Source organism: Pseudomonas sp. UBA6753, from assembly GCF_002453565.1.
Taxonomy (GTDB): Bacteria; Pseudomonadota; Gammaproteobacteria; order Pseudomonadales; family Pseudomonadaceae; genus Aquipseudomonas; species Aquipseudomonas putida_Z.
On the sequence record NZ_DKHD01000058.1, the window covers coordinates 79,270 to 97,789 of the forward strand.

The window sequence follows — 18,520 nt, forward strand, 5'->3', positions numbered from 1 at the left end:
TGAACGATGACTACCTGTTAATTCTGTCAGTTGTGCCGGTTTTGCAGCAACACGCAAGATCATGAGCAAGGCTTGCACAGGCCGCTCGAACGTGAACGGTGGCAGGCCATGTCCATGACAGGGAAACAGGTATGTCCATCGTATCAGCCATCGGCGGCACTTGCCGAAACCGAGCAGCTCTAATGTCATTGCTTGCGGCAGGCATGGCAGTGCTATGTCTGCCGTTTTGCGCTACCCACGCCTACGCCAAAGCGACACCGCACGATGCGCCTTTCATCAAGAACAAGTACCTGGCAGATGAGGGTAACCCCGCCAACTGCCTGCGCTCGACACGTGACGGGACTGAACTTGAAATGGGCAATTGCACGAACGGCGACTTATCCGCCAGCTGGTCTACGCGCCAGCATGATGAAGCCATCTTGCTGGTCAATGGCCAGAAGACTGCCGAAGGTGCCGAGCAGTGCCTGATCAATGTGGGTTGGCAAGCCCGAATGGGGCCGTGTGATGTCTCCAGGGCTGAATCACTGTGGCTCCTCAGGGATGGCGCTGCCGGGCACGTACGTTTGCAGAACAGTTACAGCAGCGAGGAGCGTTGCCTGGACTATCAGGGCAGCAAGGTCGTGCTAGCAACCTGCACCCCGACAGCTGCGCGGACTGCCCTGTGGTCACCGGCGGTATTGCCGCGTAATCCTTCTTACACCCAGACAATGCCCGAAAGGTATCCGCAACCCCGCAACTTTACTGTTTCGGCGCTGCCCACGGACACCTCCGAGCATAACCGTCTGAAACAGAACATGCTCTGGGCGGACTGGCAGCCCACAGGGTTTTACGTGACGCCCCTCACTGACCTGACCATCGATGTAAACGGAACGACAGGCAACGCGAAAACCGAGTTGATGGTCGGCACCGCATCACTGGTCCATCCGTGGAAGACCGAGCAAAATGAACCCATGCCGTCGCGCTTTACGTTGAAGGAAGGGGCCAATACCGTGTTTTCGGTGCGCGGCGGGTTGATTTGGGTGCGCCACGTTACCGATTCGATCGACCAGAAGGCTCCAGACATCCAGGTCAGGCTTGGCGCGGCAGCGCAACCGATACCCTATTTCATCGCCAACTCGACCCAGCAAGCTGACTGGCAGTTCATGCTTGCCAACTCGGCCATCCCCTATGCCTTGCTGTCGAGCCAGCACGTTCTGGTCGTGGGTTCGCTGCAAAGTGCCAGGCAGGCCAACCCGGACGGGCAAGTGCTGCTGGATATCTATGAGCAAGGTATCAGAAAAGGCCAGGATGCTATCTCTGGGCTGGATAGCGTGCATCCTCGCAACAGACCCAGCCCACTAAGACCCATGGTCGTTGAGTCGCGTTCGGGGATCAATCCTTCCGCCAGCGACTATCGGGCCATGCTGCCCTTTCCCGATTCGGGAATGTTCACCCCGGCGACTGTCAGAAGCAGTTGGGGAATCTGGCATGAACTAGGCCATCTACGCCAATCACCGATCTGGACATGGAATGGGCCCAGCCTCGGTGAGGTCACGGTCAACGTGTATACCTTGGCCGCTTTACGCAACAATGGCTGGACGTCGCCTGAACAACCGGGCCCTGGCCATTGGGACAAGGCGCTTGTGCACCTGGCGGCGCCTGACGCAGACCGCGATTTCGATAACCGCAGCAAGACTGAAAACGCAGTCATGCTCGTCATGTTCGAGCAACTGCGCAATATCGACGGCCTGGGTGACCAGTTCTACCACCGACTCGAACAGAGCGTCCGTGCGCAAGCCGACCCCGGAACCGAAGCTGGCCGGAAGAAACTGTTCCAGGTCGAAGCGAGCAAAGCGTCAGGGTACGACCTGACGGACTATTTCAAGAGGTGGGGCCTGCGCCCGGACGCCGGCACTCTTGCAGCCATTGCTGCGCTCAACCTGCCAAAGCCCGGCAGGGATCTCGCCACCATACCTGTCTTTGGCGGCAACAATGACGACAAGCTCCTGGACCTCTGGGGTTTCTGGCTACCATCGCACGACCTGCCGCACGACCTGTTGTTCGTCGATGGCCACGCCAGCCCGCAAGGGAAACATATTCAGGTTCTGGACCGGCCCGGAAACCTCCCCTTGATTGCCACGGTCGACCAGCACCTGCAGTTCGTCAACGACCATTTGACAGCTGAGTATCTGGAGGACGGCGAGCATCTGCTCAAGGCCCGGATCGAAGGCAAGCCCGATACCCTCAAGACGTTCCAGGTGGTCGAATACCCAACGGTGACGGAGCTTGTCGCGCAGCGACAAGCGAACGGCAAGATCCGTCTGAGCGGGCAAGCTACCCCGCCAGGCGCCAATATCGAGGTGTTCGCTGCCGGTGGTTCGTGGCCAGGAGTGGCGCATGTCGGTGGTGATGGCAAGTTCGAGAATGATCACCTTGAAGACCACCACATGTCCGATGGCCGAGAAACCTTCGAGGTGCGGATGGAATACAAAGGACGGTCTTTCAAGGAACGATTCACAACCAAACTGCGTGAGTGAACCCCAGCGCCATCGCATCCGGCAGGAGGCTGTTGCTCCTGCCGGGCGACGCCACAACCTCAGGCCGGTTTCAACACCAGCACACCCAGCGGCGGCAGGTTCAGGGCCAGCGACTGCGGCTGCCCATGGCTGGCTATCTGGTCACTCTCCACCACCCCCAGGTTGCCGACATTGGAGCCGGCATACAGCTCTGCGTCACTGTTCAACAGCTCCTGCCAGCGTTCGCCGAACGGCACGCCAATGCGATACCCCTCGCGCGGCACCGGGGTGAAGTTGGCCACCACCAGCACCGGCTCGCCACTGCTGCTCCAGCGCAGCCAGGCATACACGCTGTTCTGCGCATCGTCACCAATCAGCCACTGGAACCCCTGTGGCTGGCAATCCTGCTCATGCAACGCCGGCACCTCGCGGTACAGGCGGTTGAGGTCGCCGACCAGGCGCTGTACGCCCTGGTGCTCAGGGTACTGCAGCAGGTACCAGTCCAGCTCGCCATCGTGGTCCCACTCGCGCCACTGGCCGAATTCGCAGCCCATGAACAGCAGCTTCTTGCCCGGATGCGCCCACATGAAGGTGAGGTAGGCACGCAGGTTGGCGAACTTCTGCCAGCGGTCGCCGGGCATCTTGTCGATCAGCGAATGCTTGCCGTGCACCACTTCGTCGTGGGAGATGGGCAGGATGAAGTGCTCGGAATAGGCATAGATCAGCCCGAAGCTCATCTCATTGTGGTGATAGGTGCGGTGCACCGGGTCGTTCTGGATGTAATGCAAGGTGTCGTGCATCCAGCCCATGTTCCACTTGTAGGCAAAGCCCAGGCCGCCCTGTTGGGTCGGCTGGCTGACGCCGGGCCAGGCGGTGGACTCCTCGGCGATGATCAGCGCGCCCGGGGCCTCATGGGCCGCCACGCCGTTGAGGTGGCGGATGAAGTCGATGGCCTCCAGGTTCTCGCGCCCGCCGTGGCGGTTGGGCACCCATTCGCCGGCCTTGCGCGAATAGTCGCGGTACAGCATCGAGGCCACTGCATCGACACGCAGGCCATCGATGTGGAAGTGCTTCAGCCAGTGCAGCGCCGAGGCCATCATGAAGCCGCGCACTTCGTTGCGGCCAAGGTTGTAGATCAGCGTGTTCCAGTCCTGGTGGTAGCCCTCCAGGGGGTTGTCGTATTCGTACAGGGCGGTGCCGTCGAAACGCGCCAGGCCGTGTTCATCGGTGGGGAAATGCGCTGGCACCCAGTCGAGCAGCACGCCAATGCCGCCCTGGTGGCAGGCGTCAATGAAGGCGGCGAAGTCCTCGGCGCTGCCGTAGCGCGAGGTGGGCGCGAACAGCGACAGCGGCTGGTAGCCCCATGAGCCGCCGAACGGGTGCTCCATGATCGGCAGTAGTTCGATATGGGTAAAGCCCAGCTCCTGAACGTACGGCACCAGGCGCTCGGCCAGCTCGCGCCAGTTGTAATAGCGCCCCACCTCGCCCGCCTCGTCCAGCTCGCAGCGCCACGACCCCGGGTGCAGCTCGTAGATCGACAGCGGCGCGCTGTAGGCATGGCGCTGCGCGCGTTGCGCCATCCAGTCGTGGTCTTGCCAGTCGTGGCTGAGCGCCCCCGCTACCTTGGAGGCGGTGCTTGGCGGCAGTTCGGTGGCACGCGCCAGCGGGTCGGCCTTCAGGGGCAGTATGCCGTCCTTGCCCAGCACCTCGAACTTGTAGGTTTCGCCCACGCCCAGGCGCGGCACGAACAGCTCCCACACCCCGGCGCTGTGGCGCAGGCGCATGGGGTGGCGGCGGCCATCCCAGTTGTTGAAGTCACCCACCACCGACACCCGCCGCGCGTTCGGCGCCCACACCGAGAAACACACGCCGTCGACACCATCGACCTGGATAGGCTGGGCGCCGAAGCGCCCGGACAGGTCGCGGTGGTTGCCTTCGGCAAACAGGTACAGGTCCATGTCGCCCAGTTGCGGGCCGAAGCTGTAGGGGTCTTCGGTAATCTGCTCGCCACCGGCCCAGCCGATCTGCAGCAGGTACGGGTGTGCCTCATCGAGGTGCGCGGTGAACAGCCCCGGCAGGCTGCCCTGCTCCATTTCGGCGAGGACGCGCCCGTCATGCCGGGCCAGGATGCGCACATTCAGGGCAGTGGGCAGGAAGGCGCGGACCACCTGCCCGCCCGCGCCGTCGCCATGGGGGCCGAGTACCGCAAATGGATCGGCGTGCTCGGCGCGGGCCAGGGCGTCGAGGTCCCGTTGCCGAAGGCCGCCGTTTTCACGCGTGGTTGCATTCATCTATGACTCTCCCCAGGTACTGATCAGTCCATGCAGGCCATGCAAAGGCACGGCCAGCCAGCTCGGACGGTTCTCGGCTTCGTATGTGATTTCGTAGGCAGCTTTTTCCAGGCAGAACAGCTCCAGTGCGGCGCGCTCGCCCTCGGCCTGTTGCCAGGCGTGAGGCATGGCCGCGGTGGCCAGGCCATAGGCTTCGACAAAGGCATGCCGCGATTGGTGCAGGTACTGCCTGGCAACCCGTTGCCGGGCTTGGCGCGCCGGGTCGGAAAGGTCGACCGCAGACGCGCTGCGCAAGATCATGGCAGCAGCATAGTCGAAGGATCGCAGCACGCCGCTGACATCTTTGTACGGGCTGTGTTTTGCCCGACGCTCTTGCAGCGGCCGGGCCGGTTCACCTTCGAAATCGATGAGGTAGGCGTCGCCCTGCACCACCAGCACCTGGCCCAGGTGCAGGTCGCCGTGCACGCGCATCAGCAGGCCGCCCTGGGCCTGGCGGGTCAGGTTGGCGATGTGCTGGGCCAGGCCGTCGCGCTGTTGCTGCAAGTCGTCGACCAGCGCCTGGCTTTCGCTGTCGAGGCTGTCGCGGTGCTGGGCCAGCAGGTCGAGGGCATGGGTGAGTTCGGCACTGATCTGTGCACTCCAGCGTTCGCTGTCGTCGGCATCGCTCGGGCGCGGCTGGAAGGCCTCGTCATTGGTTGGTGCGGCCAGCAGCAGGTGCATCTCGCCCAGGCGCTGGCCGAGCAAGGCGGCAAAACCGGTGAGTTCGGCCAGTGCATCGGTGTGCGCATCGGCGTCGAGGCTGGAAGGCTCCATCTGGTCGCGGATGGCCCGCTCCAGGGTGTTCTGGGTCCAGGCCCAGGCGTCGCCCTGGTTGCTCAGGTAGCCTTGGGCGATCATCAGCAGGTGTGGCGCCCCCTGCTCATCCACCCGGCTGACCCAGGCCAGCAGCGGCGAAATGTTGGCAAAGCCTGCGGCGGTCAGGTAGGCACTCATTTCCAGCTCTGGGTGCACACCCGGGTTGACCCGGCGGATCAGCTTGAGCACCACCTGGTCGCCGATCACCACCGAGCTGTTGGACTGCTCGGCGCTGAGGTAGCGCACGCTGCTTTCATCGTTCAACGCCAGGCCCGCCAACTGCTGCGTGCTTTCGAAGCGCAGCTCGCCCTCGCCGTTGCCACAAGGCAGATGCATGCCGCCCTCACAGGCACGCAGCACCGCGCGGATGAATGGCTCGAGGACGAAGGCATCGGTGATCAGGCCAACCTGATGGGCACGGCGCACCCGTGACAGGGCCAGCTGTTGCGGCAGTGCGCTGTTGATCTGCTCTTCGGGCAGCAGGCCGAACGGCAGTTGATAGCGGTTGGCCACACCGTCGCTGAGCACTTCGATTTCACTAAGCAGCACCGGTGTGGTCGACGTGCCGAAACGCACGCCGTAGCACAGGCGCACCTGGTCGATCGGCCCTTCCTTGCCGGCGAACCAGCGCCGCTTGGGCAGGTACTGCGGCAGGATGGCGCTTTGCAGGGTATCGCTGGAGGGGGCCTCCAGCAGTTCTTCCAGGCGTTTGCGCAATACCAGTGTGGTCAATTCGGGTAACCCCTCGGTGGCCTGGATGTGCCAGCTGGGCATGCGATCGTGGCTGGCCAGCAGGAACCAGTAGAAGGCGTAGGGTGGCAAGGTCAGCAGGAACGGCAGTTGCCCGATTGGCGGGAAGGCGCTGCCGCCGAGCATCTCCACCGGTACTTTGTCGGCGTATTGTGACAATTCCAGTTCAGCCGCCTGGGCGGCGCGGGAAACATTGGCCACGCACAGGATGACTTCGGTGTTGCCATCGGCGTCGGTGTACTCGCGCAAGTAGGCAAGGATGCGCCGGTTGTTCGGCGTGAGGGTGCGCAGGCTGCCGCGGCCGAAGGCCTTCTGCTGCTTGCGCACCGCCAGCATGCGCCGGGTCCAGTTCAGCAGCGAGTGCGGGTCGTTGGCCTGGGCTTCGACGTTGACGGTCTGGTAGCCGTACAGCGGGTCCATGATCGGCGGCAGCACCAGGCGCTGCGGGTCGGCGCGGGAGAAACCACCGTTGCGGTCCGGCGACCATTGCATGGGCGTGCGCACACCATCGCGGTCGCCCAGGTAGATGTTGTCGCCCATGCCCAGTTCGTCGCCGTAGTACAGGGTGGGCGTGCCGGGCATCGACAGCAGCAGGCTGGTGAGCAGTTCGATGCGCCGCCGGTCACGCTGCAGCAACGGCGCCAGGCGGCGGCGGATGCCCAGGTTGATACGGGCGCGGCGGTCTTCGGCGTAGTAGTTCCACAGGTAGTCGCGCTCGCGGTCGGTGACCATTTCCAGGGTCAGCTCATCGTGGTTGCGCAGGAAGATCGCCCATTGGCAGTTGGCGGGGATTTCCGGGGTCTGGCGCAGGATGTCGGTGATCGGGAAGCGGTCTTCCATGGCCAGGGCCATGTACATGCGCGGCATCAACGGAAAGTGGAAGGCCATGTGGCATTCGTCGCCCTCGCCTTCGCCAAAGTACGGGCGGGTGTCCTCGGGCCATTGGTTGGCCTCGGCCAGCAGCATGCGGTCGGGGTAGTTGGCGTCGATTTCGGCGCGGATCGCCTTGAGCACGTCGTGGGTTTCGGCAAGGTTCTCGTTGTTGGTGCCGTCGCGCTCGATCAGGTAGGGGATGGCGTCCAGGCGCAGGCCATCGACACCCAGGTCCAGCCAGAAGCGCATCACCCCGATCACAGCCTTGAGCACTTGCGGGTTGTCGAAGTTGAGGTCGGGCTGGTGCGAATAGAAGCGGTGCCAGAAGTACTGGCCGGCGACCGGGTCCCAGGTCCAGTTGGACTTCTCGGTGTCGAGGAAAATGATGCGCGTGCCGTCGTACTTCTGGTCGTCATCCGACCACACGTAGAAGTCCCGTGCCTTGCTGCCGCGCTTGGCATGGCGGGCGCGCTGGAACCAGGGATGCTGGTCGCTGGTGTGGTTGATGACCAGCTCGGTGATCACCCGCAGGCCGCGTTTGTGCGCCTCGGCGATGAAGCGGCGGGCATCGGCCAGGTTGCCGTAGTCGGGGTGCACGGCCTTGTATTCGGCGATGTCGTAGCCGTCGTCGCGGCGTGGCGAGGGATAGAACGGCAGCAGCCACAGGGTGTTGACGCCCAGCTCGGCAATGTAGTCGAGCTTGCTGATCAGGCCGGCGAAATCGCCGATGCCGTCGTTGTTCGAATCGAAGAACGACTTGATGTGCAGCTGGTAGATGACGGCGTCCTTGTACCACAGCGGGTCGTCGATGAAGGCTGCCGGGCGGGAACGCTTGGCCATGTGCGACTCCTTTCAATTCCTGGTTGCTCTGGCCCCAATGCACAAGCAACTGACTTGACACGACCCCTGTGGGAGCGGGCGTGCCCGCGAACACCGGCGAAGCCGGTGCCATGCTCCGCGGCGCCTGCTTCGCGGGTAAACCCGCTCCCACAGGGGATGGCGTGTACCTGACTAACGGGCCTTTTCGATGCGCCAGATACCGAACGGCAGATGCCAGGGTTCGATGCGCATCCATTGGGTCTTGCCGTACCACGACCAGCGGTGGCCATTCATCAGGTCTTCACCATGGGTTTCGGCGTTGTCATCCAGCCCCAGCTCCCACAGCGGCAGCTCGAAATGCGCCTCCTGGGCGTTGTGCGGGTCGAGGCTGATTGCCACCAGGATGTAGTTGTCGCGCTCGGGCGTGCGCTTGGCGAAGTACAGGATGTTGTCGTTCCAGCAGTTGAAGAACGCCACGCCCAGGTGGGTCTGCAAGGCGCGGTTTTGCCGGCGGATACGGTTGAGCTGGGCGATCTCGGCAATGATGTTGCCGGGCTGGCTGAAATCGCGTGGGCGGATTTCGTACTTCTCCGAATCCAGGTATTCCTCCTTGCCCGGCAGCGGTGTGCCTTCGCACAGTTCGAAGCCCGAGTACATGCCCCACAGCCCCGAACCCATGGTGGCCAGCGCCGCGCGGATGAGGAAGCCGGCACGGCCGGAGGTGTGCAGGAAGTACGGGTTGATGTCGGGCGTGTTGACGAAGAAGTTGGGCCGGTAGCACTGGCTCCATGGCGGCTGGTTGAGCTGCTCGAAGTACTCGCGCAGTTCCTGTTTGTGGTTGCGCCAGGTGAAGTAGGTATAGCTCTGCGCGTACCCGACCTTGCCCAGGCGGGCCATCATCGCCGGCTTGGTGAAGGCTTCGGCGAGGAAGATGACCTCGGGGTGCTGGCTGCGCACATTGGCGATCAGCCATTGCCAGAACGGCAGTGGCTTGGTGTGCGGGTTGTCGACGCGGAAGGTTTTCACCCCCTCCTCGACCCAGCCGAGCACCACGTCGCGCAGGGCCAGCCACAACGAGGGCACGGCCTCGGGCGCATAGAAATCGACGTTGACGATGTCCTGGTACTTCTTCGGTGGGTTCTCGGCATAGCGGATGGTGCCGTCCGGTCGCCAGCTGAACCAGCCGGGGTGCTCCTTGAGCCAGGGGTGGTCCTGGGAGCACTGGATGGCGAAGTCGAGGGCGATTTCCAGGCCATGCTCGGCCGCTGCGGCTACCAGACGACGGAAGTCGTCACGGCTGCCCAGTTGTGGGTGAATTGCCTCGTGGCCGCCTTCCGCGCTGCCGATGGCATACGGGCTGCCCGGGTCGCCGGGCTCTGCCGTGAGGGCGTTGTTGCGGCCCTTGCGGTGCTGCATGCCGATGGGGTGGATGGGCGGGAAGTACAGCACGTCGAAGCCCATGTCGCGGATCATCGGCAGGCGCTCGTGCACATCGTTGAAGGTGCCGTGGCGCTCGGGGCTGTCGGTGATCGAGCGCGGGAACAGCTCGTACCAGCTGGCGAACTGCGCGGCCGGGCGGTCGACATCGACGGGGAACTCACGGCTGCGGACCAGGTAGCTGCGGTGCTCGGCATCGCTCATCAGGCGGGCGGTGGCGGGGTCGAGAAACAGCGCCACCTGATCGTCGGCATTCAGTGTGGGCAGGCGCTGCTGCAAGGCCTGGAGCTCCTCGCGCAGGGCACCGTTGCACAGCTCGATGCCCTTGCCCAGCATCAATCGGCCTTCCTCCAGCTCCAGCCGAACCTCGACACCGGCGTGGTACTTCTTCTCCAGGTCGTGGCAATAGGTGGCGAACGGGTCGATCCAGGCCTCGATGCTGAACAGGTGCGGGCCCAGTTCGGTGGGGGTGAACTCGGCCAGCCACAGGTCGTTGCCCGGCGAGTGCATGGGTATGCAATGCCAGCGCCGGCTGTGGGCCTGGCGCCAGTTGAGCATCACGGCCAGGCGGTCGTGGCCATCGCTGTAGACCTTGCTGCTGACCGCCACCGGTTGGCCGCTGATGGCCTTGGCGGCGAAGGTGCCGGCTTCGAGCACGGGTTGGGTGTCTTCGATCACGATGCGCGGCGCCAGCAGCGCCTGGGACAGGCTGATGGCCTGGTCCGGGTGATCGTTGGCCATGGGCACGCTTTCGAAGGGCTCGTTTCGTGACATCGGACCTTGCTCCCTCAGGCTGGTGGCGGTAAGGGTTCAGAGCCGGGCACAGGCGTGGGGTTCAAAAAAATTGAGCGAACGGCAGCTGCCAGGGGTCGAAGCCTGCAGCACCTCTTCAATTACCCAAGCGAGGTCAGGCCATGAACATTCCCATTCCACCGGAGACTCCCGATCCCAACATCGACGACCCGAGCCTGCCGCCGCCCGTGCCGGAGGAAGACCCGGACGAGCTGCCGATCAAGCCGACCGTGCCGCCGACAGTGGGCGACCCGCCGAGCCAGGAGCCACCGGTGAAGGCTTAAGGGTAGACCAGGATCTTGTGCTGGCGGGGCCGGCCTCTTCGCGGGCACGCCCGCTCCCACAGGTATTCCACAGAGCCCGAGGGCAGTGAAGTACCTGTGGGAGACCAGGATCTTGTGCTGGCAGGGCCGGCCTCTTCGCGGGCGCGCCCGCTCCCACAGGTATTCCACAGAGCCCGAGGGCAGTGAAGTACCTGTGGGAGCGGGCGTGCCCGCGAAAGGGCCGGAACAGCCAATGCATCAACCAGCAGTAACCGCCGAGATCTCCGCCACACTGATCTCCCGCATGCGGAACTTCTGCACCTTGCCGGTCACCGTCATCGGGTACTCGTCGACAAAGCGGATATGCCGCGGCACCTTGAAGTGTGCAATGCGCGCCTTGCACCAGCCCTGCAGTTCCTCGACCGTGGCACTGTGCCCCGGGTGCAGCTTGATCCAGGCGACGATTTCCTCGCCATAACGGCTGCACGGGATGCCGATCACCTGCGCATCAGCCACCGCCGGGTGGGTGTAGAAGAACTCTTCCAGTTCACGCGGGTAGATGTTCTCGCCGCCGCGAATGATCATGTCCTTGTTGCGCCCGACAATGCGCACGTAGCCGTGCTCATCCATCACCGCCAGGTCGCCCGAATGCATCCAGCCGGCCGGGTCGATGGCATCTGCCGTGGCCTGGGGGTTGTCCCAGTAGCCGAGCATCACGCTGTAGCCGCGGGTGCACAGCTCGCCGATCTCGCCGCGCGGGACGATACAGCCGTCTGCGTCCACCAGCTTGTTCTCCAGCTGCGGCTGGGTGCGGCCGACGGTGGTCACGCGCAGCTCCAGGTCGTCGTCCGGGCCGGTCTGCAGCGACACCGGGCTGGTTTCGGTCATGCCGTAGGCAATCTGCACTTCGGCCATGTGCATCTGATCGATGACCCGGCGCATTACCTCGATCGGGCAGGTGGCGCCGGCCATGATGCCGCTGCGCAGGGTCGACAGGTCCATTTGCGCGCGCGCGGGGTGGTCGAGCATGGCGATGAACATGGTTGGCACGCCATAGAGAATGCTCGCGCGCTCTTCGGCCACGGCGCGCAGGGTGAGCTCGGCGTCGAAGGCGTCGTTGGGGTAGATCATGGTGCTGCCGTGGGTGATGCAACCGAGGTTGGCCATGACCATGCCGAAGCAGTGGTAAAGCGGCACCGGGATCACCATGCGGTCACGTGCGGTCAGGCCCAGGCTTTCGCCGACCATGAAGCCGTTGTTGAGGATGTTGTAGTGGCTGAGCGTGGCGCCCTTCGGTGCGCCGGTGGTGCCGGAGGTGTACTGGATGTTCACCGGCTGGTCGAACTGCAGGCTTTGCTGGCGCTTCGCGTAAGCCTCGACGGAGGTCTGCCCTGCCCGCTCGGCCAGCGCTTGCCAAGGCAGGAAGCCTGCCGGCGGGTTGGCGGCCAGGCTGACCACACCACGCAGGTCGGGCAGGCGTTCACTGGCCATTTCACCGGGGGTGGCGCTGGCCAGCTCCGGCGCCAGTTCCTGAACCATGGCGTGGTAGTCGGACGTCTTGAAGGCATCGGCACACACCAGCCAGCGGCAACCGGACTGGCGCAGCACGTATTCCAGCTCGCCCACGCGGTAGGCCGGGTTGATGTTGACCAGAATCGCGCCAACCTTGGCGCTGGCCAGCTGCAGGATGCACCACTGGGCGCAGTTGGGCGACCAGATGCCGACCCGATCGCCGGTGTTCACGCCCAGGGCCATCAGGGCACGAGCATGCACCTCGACCTGCTCGGCCAACTGCCGCCAGCTGTAGCGCAGGCCCTGATGGCGCGACACCAGGGCCTCGCTGTCGGCACAACGGGCCACGGTGGCGTCAAAGGCCTGGCCGATGGTCTGGGTCAGCAAGGCTTGGTTCTGGCGACCGCGGGTATAGCTTGGTTGACTCATGGGTGTCCCTTCTTGTGGTTGTTCTGGGCACGACTGAAGCAAGCGGGAATACTCTGGCGCAGATTTACGTTTACGTAAAGGTGATGAGTCGATTGACAGTGAGCGCATGCAGGTTTACGTTAACGTAAAGGTGATGAACGACACCATCCCTCAGGCATGACGCCGAACCCTGTGGGAGCGGGCGTGCCCGCGAATGCGATCACTCAGGCAATGACGGTGGTCCTGCTGACGCATTCGCGGGCAAGCCCGCTCCCACAGGGTCCGGCGCCAAATGCTTGAGCCAGGTGTTTCCCATATTTCAAGAACAAGAAGGTGCCCCCAGCATGCATTACCCCACCCTGAACTTCGCCCTGGGCGAAACCATCGACATGCTCCGCGACCAGGTGCGCACCTTCGTCGCCGCCGAACTGGCCCCGCGCGCCGCGCAAATCGACCACGACAACCTGTTCCCGGCCGACATGTGGCGCAAGTTCGGCGACATGGGCCTGCTGGGCATCACCGTGCCGGAAGAATACGGCGGCGCCGGCCTGGGCTACCTGGCCCACGTGGTGTCGATGGAAGAAATCAGCCGTGGCTCGGCCTCGGTGGCCCTGTCCTACGGTGCCCACTCCAATCTCTGCGTCAACCAGATCAACCGCAACGGCAGCCACGAGCAGAAGCTCAAGTACCTGCCCAAGCTGATCAGCGGCGAGCACATCGGCGCCCTGGCCATGAGCGAGCCCAACGCCGGTTCCGACGTGGTGTCGATGAAGCTGCGCGCGGAAAAGCGCGGCGACCACTACGTGCTCAACGGCAGCAAGACCTGGATCACCAACGGCCCGGACGCCAACACCTACGTGATCTATGCCAAGACCGACCTGGACAAGGGCGCGCACGGCATCACCGCGTTCATCGTCGAGCGTGACTGGAAAGGCTTCAGCCGCAGCAACAAGTTCGACAAGCTGGGCATGCGTGGTTCCAACACCTGCGAGCTGTTCTTCGACGGCGTCGAAGTGCCGGAAGAAAACATCCTCGGCCAGCTCAACGGTGGCGTGCGCGTGCTGATGAGCGGCCTGGACTACGAGCGCGTGGTGCTGTCCGGCGGCCCGACCGGCATCATGCAAAGCTGCATGGACCTGGTGGTGCCCTACATTCACGACCGCAAGCAGTTCGGCCAGAGCATCGGCGAGTTCCAGCTGATCCAGGGCAAGATCGCCGACATGTACACCCAGCTCAACGCCAGCCGCGCCTACCTGTATGCCGTGGCCCAGGCCTGCGACCGTGGCGAGACCACCCGCAAGGACGCCGCCGGGGTGATCCTGTACACCGCCGAGCGCGCCACGCAAATGGCCCTGGAGGCGATCCAGATTCTCGGCGGCAATGGCTATATCAACGAATTCCCGGCAGGCCGCCTGCTGCGCGACGCCAAGCTGTACGAGATCGGTGCCGGCACCAGCGAAATCCGCCGGATGCTGATCGGCCGCGAACTGTTCAACGAAACCCGCTGAGCACAAGGGGACGGGCGCACATGGCTACCTTGCACACCCAGATCAACCCGCGTTCGGCGGAGTTCGCCGGCAACAGCGCGGCCATGCTCGAACAGGTCCAGGCCCTGCGCGGCCTGCTCGCCCAGGTGGCCCAGGGCGGTGGGCCCAAGGCCCAGGAGCGGCACACTTCGCGTGGCAAGCTGCTGCCGCGCGAGCGTATCGACCGCCTGCTGGACCCGGGCTCGCCGTTCCTCGAAATCGGCCAGCTGGCTGCCCATGAGGTATATGGCGAAGACGTACCCGCTGCGGGCGTGATCGCCGGCATCGGCCGCGTCGAAGGCGTGGAATGCATGATCGTGGCCAACGACGCCACGGTCAAAGGCGGTTCCTACTACCCGCTGACGGTGAAGAAACACCTGCGTGCGCAGACCATCGCCATGCAGAACCGCCTGCCGTGCATCTACCTGGTGGACTCCGGCGGCGCCAACCTGCCACGCCAGGACGAAGTGTTCCCCGACCGCGAACACTTCGGACGGATCTTCTTCAACCAGGCCAACATGAGCGCACTGGGCATTCCGCAGATTGCCGTGGTGATGGGCTCGTGCACCGCCGGCGGTGCGTACGTGCCCGCGATGGCCGACGAAGCGATCATGGTGCGCCAGCAGGCGACCATCTTCCTCGCCGGCCCCCCCTTGGTAAAGGCCGCCACCGGTGAAGTGGTGAGCGCCGAAGACCTCGGCGGCGCCGATGTGCACTGCCGCACCAGCGGCGTGGCCGACCACTATGCCGACAACGACGAACACGCCCTGGCCCTGGCCCGACGCAGCGTGGCCAACCTCAACTGGCACAAGCTGGGCAAGCTGCAGCGCCTGGCTCCGGTGGCACCGCTGTATGCCGCCGATGAGCTGTATGGCGTGGTGCCGGCCGATGCCAAGCAACCGTTCGACGTGCGCGAGGTGATCGCGCGCCTGGTCGACGGCTCGGTGTTCGACGAGTTCAAGGCGCTGTTCGGTACCACCCTGGTGTGCGGCTTCGCCCACCTGCACGGCTACCCGGTGGCGATCCTCGCCAACAACGGCATCCTGTTCGCCGAGGCCGCACAAAAAGGCGCGCACTTCATCGAACTGGCCTGCCAGCGCGGCATCCCGCTGCTGTTCCTGCAGAACATCACCGGCTTCATGGTGGGCAAAAAGTACGAAGAAGGCGGCATCGCCAAGCACGGCGCCAAGCTGGTCACTGCCGTGGCCTGCGCCCAGGTGCCGAAGTTCACGGTGATCATTGGCGGCAGCTTTGGCGCCGGCAACTACGGCATGTGCGGCCGTGCCTACGACCCGCGCTTCCTGTGGATGTGGCCCAACGCGCGGATTGGCGTGATGGGGGCCGAACAGGCCGCCGGCGTGCTGGCCCAGGTCAAGCGCGAACAGAGCGAGCGCAGTGGCCACCCGTTCAGCGCCGAAGACGAAGCCCGGCTGAAGCAGCCGATCCTCGACCAGTACGAGCACCAGGGCCACCCCTACTACTCCAGCGCCCGCCTGTGGGACGACGGTGTCATCGACCCGGCACAGACCCGCGACGTGCTCGGCCTGGCGTTGTCCGCCGCGCTGAACGCACCGATCGAACAGAGCCGCTTCGGCATTTTCCGGATGTGACCCATGAGCGATTTCAGCACCCTCGAAGTGATCCGCGACCCGCGCGGCTTCGCCACCCTGTGGCTGAGCCGCGAGGACAAGAACAACGCCTTCAACGCCTTGATGATCCGCGAGCTGATCGTCGCCCTCGACCAGTTGGCCGAGGACACCAGCCTGCGCTTCGTGCTGCTGCGCGGCCGCGGCCGGCACTTCAGCGCCGGCGCCGATCTGGCCTGGATGCAGCAGTCGGCGCAGCTGGACTTCAACACCAACCTGGATGATGCCCGCGAGCTGGGCGAGCTTATGTACGCTCTGCACCGCCTCAAGGCGCCGACCCTGGCCGTGGTGCAAGGCGCGGCCTTTGGCGGCGCGCTGGGCCTGATCAGTTGCTGCGACATGGCCATCGGTGCCGAAGACGCTCAGCTGTGCCTGTCGGAAGTGCGCATCGGCCTGGCCCCGGCAGTGATCAGCCCGTTCGTGGTCAAGGCCATCGGCGAGCGTGCCGCGCGCCGCTATGCCCTCACCGCCGAGCGTTTCAGCGGCGTGCGGGCCCGCGAGCTGGGCCTGCTGGCCGAGGTCTACCCGGCCAGCGAACTGGACGCCCAGGTCGAAGCCTGGGTGAGCAACCTGCTGCAAAACAGCCCGCAAGCGCTACGCGCGACCAAGGACCTGCTGCGTGAGGTGGACGACGGCGAACTCAGCCCGGCCCTGCGCCGCTACTGCGAAAACACCATCGCCCGCATCCGCGTCAGCGCCGAAGGCCAGGAGGGCCTGCGCGCCTTCCTGGAAAAACGCCGCCCCGCCTGGCAAACCGACGACAAGAAGGAGCCGCGCCCATGAGCCGCCCCGCTTTGACCACCCTGCTGGTCGCCAACCGCGGCGAAATCGCCTGCCGGGTGATGCGCACCGCCAAGGCCATGGGCCTGACTACCGTGGCCGTGCACAGCGCCACCGACCGTGATGCCCGGCACAGCCGCGAAGCCGATATCCGCGTCGACCTCGGCGGCACCAAGGCTGCCGAAAGCTACCTGCTGATCGACAAGCTGCTGGCCGCAGCCAAGGCCAGCGGCGCCCAGGCCATCCACCCGGGCTATGGCTTCCTGTCCGAGAATGCAGGGTTCGCCCGTGCCATCGAAGAGGCCGGGTTGATCTTCCTCGGCCCACCGGCCAGCGCCATCGACGCCATGGGCAGCAAGTCGGCGGCCAAGGCACTGATGGAAGCCGCTGGCGTGCCACTGGTGCCGGGCTACCACGGCGAAGCCCAGGACCTGGACACCTTCCGTGCCGCCGCCGAACGCATCGGCTACCCGGTGCTGCTCAAGGCCAGCGCCGGCGGCGGTGGCAAGGGCATGAAAGTGGTCGAAGAAGAAAGCCAGCTGGCCGACGCCCTGGCCTCGGCCCAGCGTGAGGCGCAGTCGTCGTTCGGCGATGCGCGCATGCTGGTGGAAAAGTACGTGCTCAAGCCGCGCCATGTGGAAATCCAGGTATTCGCCGACCAGCACGGCAACTGCCTGTACCTCAACGAGCGTGACTGTTCGATCCAGCGCCGTCACCAGAAGGTGGTGGAAGAAGCCCCTGCGCCAGGCCTGTCGGCCGAATTGCGCCGGGCCATGGGTGAAGCGGCGGTACGCGCGGCCCAGGCCATCGGCTACGTGGGCGCCGGCACCGTGGAGTTTCTGCTCGATGCCCGTGGCGAGTTCTTCTTCATGGAGATGAACACCCGCCTGCAGGTGGAGCACCCGGTCACCGAGGCAATTACCGGGCTCGACCTGGTGGCCTGGCAGATTCGCGTGGCCTGCGGCGAGGCCCTGCCGATCACCCAGGAACAGGTGCCGCTGATCGGCCATGCCATCGAAGTGCGCCTGTATGCCGAGGACCCGGCCAACGAATTCCTGCCCGCGACCGGCAAGCTGGCGCTGTACCGCGAGTCGGCAGCCGGCGAAGGGCGACGGGTGGACAGCGGGGTCAGCGAAGGTGATGTGGTGTCGCCGTTCTACGACCCGATGCTGGGCAAGCTGATCGCCTGGGGCGAAGACCGCGAGCAGGCGCGCCTGCGCTTGCTGGCCATGCTCGACGAGTTTGCCATTGGCGGGTTGAAGACCAACATCGCCTTCCTGCGGCGCATTCTCGCCCACCCGGCGTTTGCTGCAGCGGAGTTGGATACTGGCTTCATTCCGCGTCACCAGGAGGTTCTGCTGCCCGCGCCTCAAGCGCTGCCGACAGGCTTCTGGGAAGCCGCGGCCGAGGCCTGGTTGCAGGGCCAGGCCGCACATCAGCGGGAGGACGACCGCAGTTCACCGTGGGCCGAACGCAACGGCTTGCGCCTGGGCCTGCCGGCGCGCAGCAGCCTGCACCTGGCGAGTGGCGGGCAGGACCAGGCAGTTGCCTTGGAGCGCAGCGCTGCGTCTACCTGGCAACTGGTGGGCGAGCAGTTGGTGCATGACCAGGCGGGTGTGCGACGCCAGCATCTGGCGATCCGCCGCGGTGGCACGTTGTACTTGCAGTGGGATGGCGAGATGCATGCCATCGAAGCCTTCGACCCGATTGCCGAGGCCGAGGCCAGCCACAGCCACCAGGGCGGCCTGGGCGCGCCCATGAACGGCAGCATCGTGCGGGTGCTGGTGGAGCCTGGGCAGGTGGTGGAAGCAGGTACGGCGCTGGTAGTGCTCGAGGCCATGAAGATGGAGCACAGCATTCGCGCGCCGCATGGCGGCACAGTGAAGGCGTTGTTCTGCCAGGAAGGGGATATGGTCAGCGAAGGGACGGTGCTGGTCGAACTGGCGGAGTAAGAGTCCCGGGGGCCGCTTTGCGGCCCTTTCGCGACACAAGGCCGCTCCCACAGGTACAGCGACACCTCGAGAGCAACGCTGTACCTGTGGGAGCTGGCTTGCCGGCGATAGGGCCGCAAAG

The 18,520-nt window shown here is 64.8% G+C and carries 10 protein-coding genes; 6 read left to right on the forward strand and 4 right to left on the reverse strand.

What is annotated here, in order from left to right; genetic code table 11:
• Positions 1–131: 131 nt before the first annotated feature.
• Complete coding sequence (locus B2790_RS22605) at positions 132–2,516, forward strand: M60 family metallopeptidase (RefSeq protein WP_286919817.1); 2,385 nt, start codon at positions 132–134, stop codon at positions 2,514–2,516.
• 59 nt (positions 2,517–2,575) lie between these two features.
• Here the strand turns inward: B2790_RS22605 and glgB are convergent, their stop codons facing one another.
• The 3 genes from glgB to B2790_RS22620 form a co-directional block, all read right to left on the reverse strand.
• Positions 2,576–4,786, reverse strand: a complete 2,211-nt coding sequence (gene glgB / locus B2790_RS22610; RefSeq protein WP_286919819.1) for a 1,4-alpha-glucan branching protein GlgB — start codon at positions 4,784–4,786, stop codon at positions 2,576–2,578.
• On the reverse strand, positions 4,787–8,104 hold the full coding sequence (treS, locus tag B2790_RS22615; protein WP_274078700.1) for a maltose alpha-D-glucosyltransferase: 3,318 nt from the start codon (positions 8,102–8,104) through the stop codon (positions 4,787–4,789).
• Positions 8,105–8,275: 171 nt separating this feature from the next.
• Positions 8,276–10,294 (reverse strand): alpha-1,4-glucan--maltose-1-phosphate maltosyltransferase, encoded by a 2,019-nt coding sequence (locus tag B2790_RS22620; protein ID WP_286919820.1) that lies wholly within the window; start codon positions 10,292–10,294, stop codon positions 8,276–8,278.
• 140 nt (positions 10,295–10,434) lie between these two features.
• Between B2790_RS22620 and B2790_RS22625 the strand changes: the two genes are divergently transcribed.
• Positions 10,435–10,596: a hypothetical protein gene (locus B2790_RS22625; protein WP_003251307.1), complete on the forward strand. Its 162-nt coding sequence runs from the start codon at positions 10,435–10,437 to the stop codon at positions 10,594–10,596.
• Positions 10,597–10,833: 237 nt separating this feature from the next.
• On the opposite strand, the gene B2790_RS22630 is transcribed toward B2790_RS22625, so the two are convergent.
• Positions 10,834–12,516 (reverse strand): AMP-binding protein, encoded by a 1,683-nt coding sequence (locus B2790_RS22630; protein ID WP_286919821.1) that lies wholly within the window; start codon positions 12,514–12,516, stop codon positions 10,834–10,836.
• Between the two features lie 323 nt (positions 12,517–12,839).
• Here B2790_RS22630 and B2790_RS22635 point away from each other — a divergent pair, with 323 nt between their 5' ends.
• Genes B2790_RS22635 through B2790_RS22650 form a run of 4 tightly spaced genes read left to right on the forward strand, consistent with a single transcriptional unit; the run spans position 12,840 to position 18,399 of the window.
• Positions 12,840–14,003, forward strand: coding sequence for an isovaleryl-CoA dehydrogenase (locus B2790_RS22635; protein WP_025339821.1), 1,164 nt, complete (start codon positions 12,840–12,842; stop codon positions 14,001–14,003).
• A 20-nt stretch (positions 14,004–14,023) separates the two neighbouring features.
• Positions 14,024–15,631 carry a carboxyl transferase domain-containing protein gene (locus B2790_RS22640; protein WP_286919822.1) on the forward strand — a complete coding sequence of 536 codons (1,608 nt, stop codon included), beginning with the start codon at positions 14,024–14,026 and terminating at the stop codon, positions 15,629–15,631.
• 3 nt (positions 15,632–15,634) lie between these two features.
• Positions 15,635–16,450 (forward strand): gamma-carboxygeranoyl-CoA hydratase, encoded by an 816-nt coding sequence (locus B2790_RS22645; protein ID WP_189121252.1) that lies wholly within the window; start codon positions 15,635–15,637, stop codon positions 16,448–16,450.
• Complete coding sequence (locus B2790_RS22650) at positions 16,447–18,399, forward strand: acetyl/propionyl/methylcrotonyl-CoA carboxylase subunit alpha (RefSeq protein ID WP_274120748.1); 1,953 nt, start codon at positions 16,447–16,449, stop codon at positions 18,397–18,399. Before B2790_RS22645 ends, B2790_RS22650 begins: the two co-directional genes overlap by 4 nt.
• Positions 18,400–18,520 lie beyond the last annotated feature (121 nt).

Coding starts and splice junctions, on each gene's coding strand:
- B2790_RS22645 (WP_189121252.1), top strand. CDS start 15,635: ATGAGCGATTTCAGCACCCTCGAAGTGATCCGCGACCCGCGCGGCTTC.
- B2790_RS22625 (WP_003251307.1), top strand. CDS start 10,435: ATGAACATTCCCATTCCACCGGAGACTCCCGATCCCAACATCGACGAC.
- glgB (WP_286919819.1), bottom strand. CDS start 4,786: ATGAATGCAACCACGCGTGAAAACGGCGGCCTTCGGCAACGGGACCTC.
- B2790_RS22635 (WP_025339821.1), top strand. CDS start 12,840: ATGCATTACCCCACCCTGAACTTCGCCCTGGGCGAAACCATCGACATG.
- B2790_RS22620 (WP_286919820.1), bottom strand. CDS start 10,294: ATGTCACGAAACGAGCCCTTCGAAAGCGTGCCCATGGCCAACGATCAC.
- B2790_RS22630 (WP_286919821.1), bottom strand. CDS start 12,516: ATGAGTCAACCAAGCTATACCCGCGGTCGCCAGAACCAAGCCTTGCTG.
- B2790_RS22640 (WP_286919822.1), top strand. CDS start 14,024: ATGGCTACCTTGCACACCCAGATCAACCCGCGTTCGGCGGAGTTCGCC.
- B2790_RS22650 (WP_274120748.1), top strand. CDS start 16,447: ATGAGCCGCCCCGCTTTGACCACCCTGCTGGTCGCCAACCGCGGCGAA.
- B2790_RS22605 (WP_286919817.1), top strand. CDS start 132: ATGTCCATCGTATCAGCCATCGGCGGCACTTGCCGAAACCGAGCAGCT.
- treS (WP_274078700.1), bottom strand. CDS start 8,104: ATGGCCAAGCGTTCCCGCCCGGCAGCCTTCATCGACGACCCGCTGTGG.